Here is a 12170-nt window from a genome sequence, read left to right as displayed (position 1 = left end):
GTTAACTTTTCTATAGTATTGTCCCTATATTTTACGAAAGTATAAAAATATGACCGTTTCGCCCGAACAGATTGACCGCATTGTTTCCAACCAGCACCACGATCCCTTTGAAATTTTGGGCTGTCACCAGATCAGTGAGAATGGCCAATCCGTGTGGGCGGTACGCGCCTATTTACCCAATGCCGAACGGGTGAGTGTCCTCTGTCCAGAGCAGCGGCAAGAATATCCGATGACGCCGGTTCACCACCCCCACTTTTTTGAATGCCGCATTCCTCTGCCGGAACTGAATAATTATCAACTGAAAATTTATGAAAATGGTCACGAGCGGGTGATCTACGACCCCTATGCCTTCCGCTCCTCAAAGCTGACGGATTTTGATATTCATCTGTTTGCCGAGGGCAATCACCACCGCATCTATGAAAAACTCGGGGCACACCTGCTCACAGTCGATGGCGTTGCAGGGGTGTATTTTGCCGTCTGGGCACCCAATGCCCGCAATGTCTCTGTCATTGGCAACTTTAACCACTGGGATGGCCGCAAACACCAAATGGCACGACGTGGCAATGGCATCTGGGAACTCTTTATCCCCGGCTTGGGTGTGGGCGAGCACTATAAGTACGAAATTAAGAATCAAGACGGCCACATCTACGAAAAATCAGATCCCTACGGCTTTTACCAAGAACCGCGTCCCAAGACCGCCTCTATTGTCACCGACCTCAATAGCTACGAATGGGGCGATAACGACTGGTTGGAAAAACGGCGCCACACTGACCCCCTCACCCAACCGATTTCCGTCTTTGAGGTGCATTTAGGATCGTGGCTCCACGCCTCAATGGAGGATCCGCCCATTGGTGCTGATGGCCAACCCCAAGAACCCGTACAGGTGGCAGAACTCAAGCCCTGGGCACGCTTTCTCACCTATCGCGAATTGGCGGCCAAACTCATTCCCTACGTCAAGGAATTGGGCTACACCCACATTGAACTCTTGCCCGTTGCTGAGCATCCCTTCGATGGCTCTTGGGGTTATCAAGTCACTGGCTACTACGCCCCCACCTCTCGCTATGGCAGTCCCCAAGACTTTATGTATTTCGTGGATCAGTGCCACCAAAACGGTATTGGTGTGATTGTGGATTGGGTACCGGGGCACTTTCCCAAGGATGGCCACGGCCTCGCCTTCTTTGATGGCACCCACCTCTACGAACACGCGGATCCGCGCAAGGGCGAACACAAGGAATGGGGCACCCTTGTCTTTAACTATGGTCGCCACGAAGTGCGCAATTTTCTGGTGGCCAATGCCCTCTTTTGGTTTGACAAGTACCACATTGACGGTATTCGCGTGGATGCCGTGGCCTCGATGCTCTATCTTGACTATGCCCGCAAGGAGGGTGAGTGGGTACCCAATGAATACGGCGGACGGGAAAATTTAGAGGCAGCTAACTTTCTGCGCCAAGTCAACCACGTGATCTTTAGCTACTTTCCGGGGATTCTTTCGATCGCTGAGGAATCCACCGCTTGGCCAATGGTCTCTTGGCCGACCTACATGGGCGGACTGGGCTTCAACCTGAAGTGGAATATGGGTTGGATGCACGATATTCTGGACTACTTCAGCATGGATCCCTGGTTCCGCCAGTTCCACCAAAACAATGTCACCTTCAGTATGTGGTATCACCACAGCGAGAACTTCATGCTGGCGCTCTCCCATGATGAGGTGGTGCACGGCAAGAGTCACATCATTGGCAAAATGCCGGGCGATCGCTGGCAGAAATTTGCGAATCTACGCTGTTTATTTGCCTACATGTTCACTCACCCCGGTAAGAAAACAATGTTCATGGGGATGGAGTTTGCCCAATGGAGCGAGTGGAATGTCTGGAGTGATTTAGAGTGGCACCTGCTGCAATACGAACCCCACCAGCAAACCAAACGCTTCTTTGAGGATCTCAATCGCCTCTACCGTTCACAACCTGCCCTCTATACCCAAGATTTCAAACCGGAGGGCTTTGAGTGGATTGACTGTAGTGATAACCGCCATAGCGTTGTGTCCTTTATCCGCTGGGATAAGGACTACCAAGATTTTGTGGTTGTCGTCTGTAACTTTACACCGCAGCCCCATAGCCACTACCGCATTGGTGTCCCAGAGCATGGCTTCTATAGTGAACTCTTTAATAGTGATGCCCGCGAGTATGGCGGCAGCAATATGGGTAACTTGGGCGGTAAATGGGCGGATGAATGGCCCTACCACCACCGTCGCTACTCCCTTGATCTGTGCTTGCCCCCCTTGGCGGTGCTGATCTTGAAACTGGATCGCGAGAAAACAGCGGCGGAGCGGGCACGCTATAATCTCACACCCTAACCTTCAGGGAGGAGCTGGCCGGCTTGGACTTGCCAGAGGCCGTAATAGACGCCCTGCTGCGCCAAGAGTGCTTCGTGGGTTCCCTGTTCGACAATTTCACCGTGTTCAAGGACATAGATGCAGTCGGCATGGCGAATGGTGGAGAGGCGGTGGGCAATGGCGATCGTCGTGCGATGTGCCGTAATGTGGGCTAGCGATCGCTGGATGGCGGCTTCGGTTTCGTTATCCACGGCGGAGGTGGCTTCATCGAGCACTAGAATCGGTGGATCTTTGAGCAGGGCGCGGGCGATCGCCAGCCGCTGCCGCTGACCGCCGGAGAGTTTTTGCCCCCGCTCCCCCACCACCGTGTCGTACCCTTGGGGCAGTTGATCGATAAAGTCATGGGCTTCGGCCAGTTTTGCAGCATGCACAACGTCTGCTGGGGTGGCTTGGGGGCTGCCATAGGCAATGTTTTCAAAGACGGTGCCGTGGAAGAGAAAGACATCCTGACTCACCCAACCAATGGCACGGCGCAAGTCCCGCAGCCGATACTCGCGAATATCCACCCCATCAATGAGAATGCGCCCTTCTTGCATCTCATAGAACCGCAGTAACAATTTCACAAGGGTACTTTTGCCGGATCCCGTGGAGCCGACAATGGCGATCGTCTGACCCGCAGGGACGTGTAAACTAACATTTTTCAGCACGGGGGCACGCCCAGCATAGGCAAAGCTGACGGATTCAAAGCGCACTTCCCCTTTGACATGGCGCGGATCAAGGGGGCGATCGCCCGTACAAATCGCGATCGGCGTTTCCAGCAAATTCAGCACCCGCTGCGTTGAGGCCATGGCTCGCTGATACTGATCCAGTGTTTCCCCCAAACGGGTCAAGGGCCAGAGCAACCGTTGAATCAGATAGACCATCGTGCTGTAGGCGCCCACATCCAAGCGCCCCTGAAAAGCGGCAAAGCCCCCCAGCACCAACGTTCCCGTAAAGCCAAAGAGGATCACAAAGCGAATCAGGGGAATATAGGCAGCACTGAGGCGAATGGCGCGGCGATTACTCTGTTGGTAGGCTTCACTATCCCAGCGCAGGCGCTCCAATTCGTAAGCCTCGGCAGTAAAGCTCTTAATCGTTTGAATACCTGAGATATTGTTAGCCAAGCGTTCATTGAGGCGTCCCGCCTTTTCCCGCACATCGGCATAGCGAGGGGCGAGTCGCCGCTGAAAGATGACGGATCCCCAGAGAATAAAGGGCATCGGCAGCATCCCCCAGATCGCCACATTGGGCGCCAAATAAAAGAAAATCCCACCAATGACTAAGACAGTGGTTGTGACTTGCAACACCTCATTGGCACCACCATCCAAAAAGCGCTCTAGTTGGTTAATGTCATCATTGAGAATCGAGAGCAACACCCCACTGCTGCGTTCTTCAAAAAACGCCAAATCCATCTCTTGGACATGGGCATAGGTCTCAAGGCGCAGGTCGTGTTGAATCTGCTGCGCTAAGTTTCGCCAACTGCGGGCATAGGCATACTCAAAGAGGGACTCCAAGCTCCAGATCACAAATGATAGGCCGGCCAAGGCCAACAGTTGCTGCTCAAAGGTCACCAGCCCCCAGCGGGCGAAGAGGGAATCCTGCCGCTTCACCACCAGATCCACAGCAATCCCAATCAGAACGGGGGGAGCGAGATCAAAAATTTTATTGAGGATAGAGTAGAGGGAGGCAAGCCCCACTTGGCGTTGGTAGCGTTGGCTGTGGTGCAGCAGTCGTAAAAACGGATGCAAGGCTTCTTGGCCTCCCCAAAGTGCAGGATGATCGCGGGCAAGCAAATCACTCGCCTAATTCTTAAGATAGGCTAAAGAATTGCCCCCTTGGGGAACAACGCCTCCAACGCTACTGCCTACCTCTTAAACGGATGCTTTTCCTGCCTCCTGAATCGGTACCCACTCCGTATGGAAGGTTCCCGGTTTATCGATCCGCTCGTAGGTATGGGCACCAAAGAAATCCCGCTGTGCTTGGGTGAGATTTTGCGGCAGGCGATCGCGCCGATAGCTATCGAAGTACTCCAAGGACGCGCCAAAGGCGGGCACAGCAATCCCAGCACGGGTCGCCTCCACCAATACCTCCCGCCACGCCGCCTGTTTATCGAGGATGGTTTGCCGAAACTCCGGCGCCAGCAGCAAATTGGCCAGTTGGGGATTTTCGCTGTAGGCCTGCTTGATCTTATTCAGGAAGCCAGCGCGAATAATGCAGCCCCCCTTCCAGATGCGGGCAATTTCGCCAAGGTTTAGTTGATTATCAAAGAGTTCTTGGGAGCCTTTGGCAATCAGCGCCATCCCTTGGGCATAGGAGCAGATTTTCGAGCAGTAGAGGGCATCGCGGATTTTGCCGATGAATTCTTCAGTATTGCCGCTAAAGTGAGCCACAGGGCCGGGGAGGACTTGGGCAGCCGCCATCCGTTCGGCTTTGATGGAGGACATGATGCGGGCATTCACGGCAGCGGTAATCGTTGGAATGGCCACCCCCATTTCAAGGGCACTTTCCACCGTCCAGCGACCGGTTCCCTTTTGACCTGCCGCATCCACAATCACATCCACAAGGGGCAAATGGGTTTCTGGGTCAATATAGGTGAAAATCTGGCTAGTAATTTCAATCAAAAATGAGTTGAGTTCGGGGGTCTCATTCCAGCGTTTGAAGACCTCATGAAGTTGCTGGTGATTGAGGCCGAGGAAATTTTTCAGCAGGTCATAGGCTTCGGCAATGAGTTGCATATCACCATACTCAATGCCATTGTGCACCATCTTGACAAAGTGCCCCGACCCCCCCGGCCCAATGTAGGTGACACAGGGGCCATCATCCACTTGGGCTGCAATTTTAGTGAGAATGGGTTCGAGGGCTTGGTAGGCCTCACGACTACCGCCGGGCATGAGACTTGGGCCATTGAGGGCACCTTCTTCACCACCGCTGACCCCCATACCAAAGAAGCAGAGTCCTGCTGCCTCCATTTCAGCAACGCGGCGTTCGGTATCCGTGTAGAGGGAGTTGCCCCCATCAATGAGGATGTCTCCCGGTTCAAGGAGCGGCTTGAGTTGCTGGATCAGGTCATCCACGGGTTTGCCGGCTTTGACCATCGCCAAAATGCGGCGGGGACGCGACAGGGAAGCAACAAACTCCTCAAGACTATAGGTGGCCTTGAAGCGACGGCCGGTGGCTCGTTCGGCCATGAAAGCTTCAGTGCGGGCGGGGGTGCGATTATAAACCGCCACGGAGAATCCATTTCGCTCCACATTGAGGGCAAGGTTTTCCCCCATGACAGCGAGGCCAATGACGCCAAAATCTTGCTGTGACATACATCCGTCCTGCAATGGCAAGGATCACTTCCACCATAGCGGCAAGCTCAGCCAGAGGAATGGAAGAAGACGTTAAGGTTCGCTAGCGATTGATGTCCCGCAGCAGACAGCGCAGGTTATCCCACGTGTTCAAGTAGATCAGGTTATCAATTTGCCAGCGATCGCTCCCTTGGCGAAGGAGTACTTTAATCGGCACAGGCGTTCCCGATCGCCCCCGCAGACCTGCCATAACCTCAATATCCACTTCCGCCACTTGGGGATGATTGGGCGATCGCCGGACATTGCGCACTTGCACCCCTTGAGTACTCACTTGGGTAAAGGAAAAGGGATCAAAGTCTAGCCAAACGCCATCCCGTGGCTGTCTGCGAAAGGCTTGCATCAACTGCTGGTATAGATCGGGTGTAAACACTGCTCGCTGCTGACTAAGCCGTTGGCGGCCTTGATCTTGGTTTCGCACCCACCACTGATAAAACTGGCTCACCACTGTTTCTGGTGCTGGGCGAGCGATCGCCCCCGTTTCGATGACAAGGGCAAGACTAACGCCGAGGGGCAACCACCGCTGCATCAGTTAGGCCAAACCGACGAGTTTTTCACTTAACTCCCAAAGACGGCGGGCTTTTTGCTCATCACTACCCTCTGCCGAGAGTTCTTGGACAAAGGCTTTGCGGCCCTCTTTTTGGCGGTTACCCCAGCTCCAGTGCACCCCCGACTGGCGAAACTCTGGATCGGCCACCACCATTGCGACGCGCTCACCCGCTAGTTCTTGACTGACATAGCCCCCAGTGATGTTTTTCTGGAAGAGGGGGAAGAGCTTCTGGAAGAGGGGAAAGTGGTGGCGAAACAGGGGGGTATCCGCCACACAGCCCGGATACAAGGAGCTAAAGACAATCCCCGTCGAATCGTGGAAGCGGCGATGCAGTTCCCGTGCTGTCAGCATATTGCAGAGCTTGCTGTCTTTATAGGCCTTGCCCGACTTGAAGGGCTTGCCGTTAATCATGGCAATGGGTTTCTTGAAGCCCTTTTCAAAGCCTTCGAGGTTGCCCAAATCGGGGGGAGCAGGAATGGGAATTTTACCGCCGAATTCTTTGCGGTTGGCCGTCACCGTGCCGAGAATCACCAAGCGCTTATCGCTTTCGGGAGACTTCTTCAAATCATCGAGGAGGAGGTTGGCCAAAAGAAAGTGCCCCAAATGATTGGTGGCCACACTGATTTCATAGCCATCCACACTGTAGATTGGTTCCTTGAGCAGGGGATAATAGACAGCGGCATTGCAGACAAGGGCACGCAAGGGGCGATTCAATGCCCGAAATGACTCCACAAAGCCGCGCACACTGGCCAACGAGGACAAGTCCAAATGCAAAATCGTGTAGGCCTGCGGCGGAATCTGCAAGTCTTTGGCGGCTTGCTCTGCTTTTTCAAGATTGCGGCAGGCCATAACAACGTGCCAGCCCCGATTGGCTAAGGCTTTGGTGGCATACAATCCGACTCCAGAGGATGCACCCGTAATAATGACCGTTGGGCGTGGCTGATCACTCATAGGTTCTGTGGCATACCTGCGGTAACGTCGCTATTGATCCTGCCATAGAAGCGATCGCCCCCTAGGCGCACCCCCAGCGATCATTTACAGTTACTTAATAAATAGACTCGATAGTTAATCAAGTTTTGTATCTAGCTCGCCTCTCCCCTATTTTCAGGATTAACCCCACTCTATGACCATCTCCCAACCCCTGCCGCCGTGGCTGCGCAAACCCCTTGGCAAAGCCAGTGAACTCTCCACCGTTCAACGCCTCGTGCGCCACTATGGCATCCACACCATCTGTGAAGAGGGGCGCTGTCCCAATCGCGGTGAATGCTATGCCCAAAAAACCGCCACTTTTTTACTCTTGGGTGCCACCTGTACCCGTGCCTGCGCCTTTTGCCAAGTCGAGAAAGGCCACGCTCCTGCTGCGGTTGATCCAGAGGAACCAGCAAAAATTGCGGTTGCTGTAGCTACCTTGGGATTGCGCTATGTGGTTTTAACCTCTGTGGCTCGCGATGACTTACCTGATCAAGGGGCGGGTCAATTTGTGGTCACCATGCAGGCGATTCGCCAACGTTGCCCCGGCACGGAAATTGAAGTCCTCACCCCCGACTTTCGTATGGATCGGGGACGCTTGAGCCAACGGGACTGCATTGCCCAAATTGTGGCGGCACAGCCTGCCTGCTACAACCACAACCTTGAAACTGTGCGCCGCCTACAGGGGCCTGTGCGCCGCGGAGCCACCTATGAGAGTTCCCTGCGGGTCTTGGCCACGGTTAAGGAACTGAATCCCCACCTTCCCACCAAGTCGGGCTTGATGTTGGGCTTGGGAGAAACCAAGGCAGAGGTGATTCAAACTCTAAAAGATTTGCGAGCCGTGGGGTGCGATCGCCTGACCTTGGGGCAATACCTGCCCCCCTCGTTGAGTCATTTGCCTGTGGTCAAGTATTGGACACCTGAAGAATTTAACACCTTGGGCAAGATTGCCCGCGAACTCGGCTTTTCCCACGTGCGATCGGGGCCTCTTGTACGTAGCTCCTACCATGCCGCAGATGCCGCGCCAACCCAAGAAGCGTGATGGGTACTTCATTCACTCAGGAAAGTATTTGCCCCTTGTGGTGACCATTACCGCACCGCGATCGCGAATCAACGCCTTGGCTGCCCGCTCAACGCGATAGCCAAAAAACAGAGGGCGAATTTCCTCAGTCGCTTCCACTTGAGCGACCAGATTCAAAAACCGCTCCACCTCAGATTCGGTGATATTGCTTTTGACTTCCCCCAGCACTAGAATCGGCTCTCCATGAACTTGACCCCGGATGACCAAGTCAAACTCATAACTGCCGTTGCGTAGGGGTAGGGTATCCCGCTCACAAAATTCGATTTCTATGCCCCAGCGATATTCCAGAATCTCTGGCACCACCTCAAGGGCGAGGTCTTCCAGCGACCCACCCAGGGCTTCACTGAGGCCGCCCACTTGGCGTGCAAGTTGTTTGACGGCTCGTTCGGTGTGCTTTTGCGCTTCCGCCAGTTCTGCAACAGCAACAGCTAGCTGATCCACTCGTTCTTCAGTGCGTTTTTGAGCTTGGGCAAGTTCTTCAACTCGTTCTTCAGTGCGTTTTTGGGCTTGGGCAAGTTCTTCAACCCGTTCTTCAGTGCGTTTTTGGGCTTGGGCGAGTTCTTCAACCCGTTCCTCAGTGCGTTTTTGGGCTTGGGCGAGTTCTTCAACCCGTTCCTCAGTGCGTTTTTGGGCTTGGGCGAGTTCTTCAACTCGTTCTTCAGTGCGTTTTTGAGCTTGGGCGAGTTCTTCAACTCGTTCTTCAGTGCGTTTTTGGGCTTGGGCAAGTTCTTCAACTTGCTCCTCAGTGCGTTTTTGGGCTTGAGCTAATTCGCCTACGATGGACTTCAGCTCATTGAAGTCTCTTGCTTTCACCAAATCGTTGTAGGCTTCATGGATGACTTCTGCAAGCAGATGCGCTTGTTCGGGAGGAAACGCCGCCCGCAGCTTTTCTTCAAGGACAGAGGTCATTGCATCTATGAAATCTTGGCTGTACTTTCTATTGTACCGACCGGACAGGGCTTCTCTAGTTGCCGCGACCTCTATCAGGAAGGCTCCTTGGGCACACTCCTACCATGATGGCGAGACAGATGAAATTTCAGTGTCAACAAATCACAACAACCTATTTGACAAATCCAAGGGAAAGCACTTAGAATCTATCAGAACTTGCATAATCAGCTTGCAACACATTTAAGCCATATTGTGTAAGCTAAGTACTAGGGGACAGCAGAATGAATTGATCGCTCTGCCGGACCCAGACGCTCGTGAGTGAGGAGTAACATCGTGAAAAAGACGTACCTGTTAGCAGGTAGCTTAAGCCTACTGGGTGTGGTTGCAGGGGCTAACATTGCTACCGCCAATGAACCCGCCAACTTCGAAAACCTAATTGCTGCTGAACCACAAAATCTCCAAGTTTCTGAAGCACTTGCTCCCAACACCATTGCAGACGCTTCTAGCACCATTACCTCTGTTAATCAGCTTCTGGCCAACGAAGAATCCATGGGGCAGGTGACCTCTGTCTCGCAACTGTCTGACGTGCGTCCCACCGACTGGGCCTACCAAGCCCTCGCCTCCTTGGTTGAAAAGTATGGCTGTATCGCGGGTTATCCCGATGGCACCTTCCGGGGCAACCGTGCCGCCACCCGTTATGAAATGGCAGCAGCATTGAACGCCTGCCTCGATGTGATTAGCGATCGCTTTGCCACCAAAGAAGACCTCGCCACTCTTCAGAGACTCATGGATGAGTTTGCTGCTGAACTCGCCACCCTGCGCGGTCGTGTGGACAACCTCGAAGCCCGCACCGCTGCCCTTGAAGCCACCCAGTTCTCGACAACGACCAAGCTCACGGGTACGGCGGTGATGTCGGTGCAGTACGGTGGTCGCCAAAGTAGTAGTAGCCTTTTCCGCTCCGTGCGTCCTGGTCCCGATCCTGCTAACCCAGGTAACAATATTAATCTTGGCGGCGGCAACTTTATTTCACTTGCCTCCGGACGTCCAAATCCGACGGTTATTTCTGCCGTTCTGCTGAACCTGAATACCAGCTTTACCGGCACTGACTTGCTGCAAACCACGCTGTCTACGGGCAATGGCGGTCGCGATGCCATTAGCACCTATGGTCTGGGTTTGCAAATAAACTCGACCCTCGGACCTGGCAATACATTTAATAATGCAGCGGGGCCGCTGCCCTACTTTAGCCCCAGCCAGTACTACTGGTCGAACTTTGGTCCGAATGTGGAGCTATACCGCTTAGCCTATACGTTTAAGCCCACCCAAGATATCACCATTACTGCAGGGACACGGTTCTATCCGAGCGACATCATTGACACCAATAGCTGGGCGAACTCTCCTACCAGTGACTTTGGTACTTACTTCTTCCTCAACAACCCCTTCATTGTGCCCTACGCCATGAACTACCTAGGGGGTGCAGGGGTTGCTATCCAGTGGAACCCCAATGAAGGTCCTTTTACTGTGCGGGCATTGTATCTTGCGGCAGAGCCAGGACGAGCTGCTACTGGCATTGCCCCTCCAAGTCCGGGGGGTGGGTTTGCGGGTGATCCCTACCAAGCTTCCTTGGAGTTGGAGTATGCCAACACCTTTGGCAATGGTCGCAACAGTTATGTGGTGAAGCTGCAGGGTACCTACTCCAAAACCTATGGCATTGAGGCGCAAGCGGGGGGCATCAACTTTGAGCTCAATCTGGGTCGCTTGGGCATCTTTGGCCGTGCAGGGGTAGCAGGGATTCCCAATGGCTACTTCCCCAATGTTTCGCCCCTACCGTTTTCTATTTTTGGTGTCCCTGCCGCTGGCATGATGGCCTATAACTTTATGGCGGGTATTGGCTACAAGGACTTGCTGGTGCCAGGTTCAGTACTGGCGGCAGCGGCGGGTGCGCCGTTTATCAACAGTGCACCTAGTTTTGGTTTCATTAACAATGCCAATCAGGTCAACATTGAGGCCTTTTACAAATTCCCCATCAGTGACAACATCAGCATCACGCCTATCTTCACAGCGATTATCAACCCCAACAATACTAATGGTGGTGGGGTTATTTCTGGTCAGCCGATTCTGCAAGGCGTGATTCGTACCACCTTCACGTTCTAGAGCGGGTGAATTTGCCCTCACCCTAGATCCCTCTCCCCTGTGGAGGGGGATTTTTTTACGGGAAGTATTTACCGCGGGTGGTGATCATTACCGCGTCGCGATCGCGAATCAACGCTTTAGCTGCCCGCTCAACGCGATAGCCAAAAAAGAGGGGACGAATCTCCTCAGGCGCTTCCACCTGAGCGACAAGATTTAAAAATCGCTCCACCTCTGATTCGGTGATGTTGCTTTTCACTTCCCCGAGGACCAATACTGGTCGCCCTGCCACCTGACCCCGAATCACTAAATCAAATTCATACTCCCCATTGCCCAGGGGGAGGGTGTCGCGGTCACAGAACTCAATTTCCATGCCCCAGCGATATTCCAGAATCTCGGGCACCACCTCAAGGGCAAGGTCTTCCAGCGACCCACCCAGGGCTTCACTAAGGCCGCCGACTTGGCGTGCAAGTTGTTTCACTGCTCTCTCGGTGCGCTCTTGGGCTGCCGCCAGTTGATCTACTCGTTCTTCGGTGCGCTTTTGTGCTTCAGCGAGTTCTGCAACAGTGACAGTCAGTTGATCGACCCGTTCTTCGGTGCGCTTCTGGGCTTCGGCCAGTTCTGCAACAGTGACAGTCAGTTGATCGACCCGTTCTTCCGTGCGCTTCTGGGCTTGCGCCAGATCCGCGACAATCGCCTTTAGTTCGTTAAAGTCTTTGGCCTTCACCAAGTCGTCATAGGCCTCACGGATCACTTCCGCCAGTAGGTGCGCCTGTTCTGGCGAGAACGCTGTCCGTAGTTTTTCTTCGAGTGCAGAGGTCATTGCTAGTGCTGATT

The 12170-nt window shown here is 53.7% G+C and carries 9 protein-coding genes; 3 read left to right on the top strand and 6 right to left on the bottom strand.

The features are described from left to right. Positions 1 to 49: 49 nt before the first annotated feature. Positions 50 to 2350, top strand: a complete 2301-nt coding sequence (glgB, locus tag RHP47_RS12865) for a 1,4-alpha-glucan branching enzyme (RefSeq protein WP_149821502.1) — start codon at positions 50 to 52, stop codon at positions 2348 to 2350. Here glgB and RHP47_RS12860 read toward each other — a convergent pair. From RHP47_RS12860 to RHP47_RS12845, 4 genes are all read right to left on the bottom strand, one after another. After that, positions 2347 to 4116 (bottom strand): ABC transporter ATP-binding protein, encoded by a 1770-nt coding sequence (locus tag RHP47_RS12860; RefSeq protein WP_310840675.1) that lies wholly within the window; start codon positions 4114 to 4116, stop codon positions 2347 to 2349. The genes glgB and RHP47_RS12860 overlap by 4 nt on opposite strands. Before the next feature lie 123 nt (positions 4117 to 4239). Beyond that, positions 4240 to 5682: an NADP-dependent phosphogluconate dehydrogenase gene (gene gndA / locus RHP47_RS12855; protein WP_310840673.1), complete on the bottom strand. Its 1443-nt coding sequence runs from the start codon at positions 5680 to 5682 to the stop codon at positions 4240 to 4242. Between the two features lie 82 nt (positions 5683 to 5764). After that, positions 5765 to 6247 carry a DUF3828 domain-containing protein gene (locus RHP47_RS12850; protein ID WP_286626014.1) on the bottom strand — a complete coding sequence of 161 codons (483 nt, stop codon included), beginning with the start codon at positions 6245 to 6247 and terminating at the stop codon, positions 5765 to 5767. Between the two features lie 3 nt (positions 6248 to 6250). After that, positions 6251 to 7219 (bottom strand): protochlorophyllide reductase, encoded by a 969-nt coding sequence (locus RHP47_RS12845; RefSeq protein WP_286626013.1) that lies wholly within the window; start codon positions 7217 to 7219, stop codon positions 6251 to 6253. Between the two features lie 172 nt (positions 7220 to 7391). On the opposite strand from RHP47_RS12845, the gene lipA reads away from it, so the two are divergent. Continuing rightward, entirely contained in the window at positions 7392 to 8279 is an 888-nt protein-coding gene (gene lipA / locus RHP47_RS12840; RefSeq protein WP_286626012.1) for a lipoyl synthase, read from the top strand. Between the two features lie 12 nt (positions 8280 to 8291). On the opposite strand, the gene RHP47_RS12835 is transcribed toward lipA, so the two are convergent. After that, positions 8292 to 9227, bottom strand: coding sequence for a hypothetical protein (locus RHP47_RS12835; protein ID WP_286626011.1), 936 nt, complete (start codon positions 9225 to 9227; stop codon positions 8292 to 8294). Between the two features lie 312 nt (positions 9228 to 9539). Between RHP47_RS12835 and RHP47_RS12830 the strand changes: the two genes are divergently transcribed. Then, complete coding sequence (locus RHP47_RS12830; RefSeq protein ID WP_310840669.1) at positions 9540 to 11357, top strand: iron uptake porin; 1818 nt, start codon at positions 9540 to 9542, stop codon at positions 11355 to 11357. 55 nt (positions 11358 to 11412) lie between these two features. Here the strand turns inward: RHP47_RS12830 and RHP47_RS12825 are convergent, their stop codons facing one another. Next, positions 11413 to 12156, bottom strand: coding sequence for a hypothetical protein (locus RHP47_RS12825; protein ID WP_310840668.1), 744 nt, complete (start codon positions 12154 to 12156; stop codon positions 11413 to 11415). Positions 12157 to 12170: the final 14 nt, after the last annotated feature.

The organism is Thermosynechococcus sp. QKsg1 (assembly GCF_031586415.1).
Lineage (GTDB): Bacteria > Cyanobacteriota > Cyanobacteriia > Thermosynechococcales > Thermosynechococcaceae > Thermosynechococcus.
Note: the sequence above shows the minus strand (reverse complement) of the source record. Positions and strands in the feature narration are given on the sequence as shown.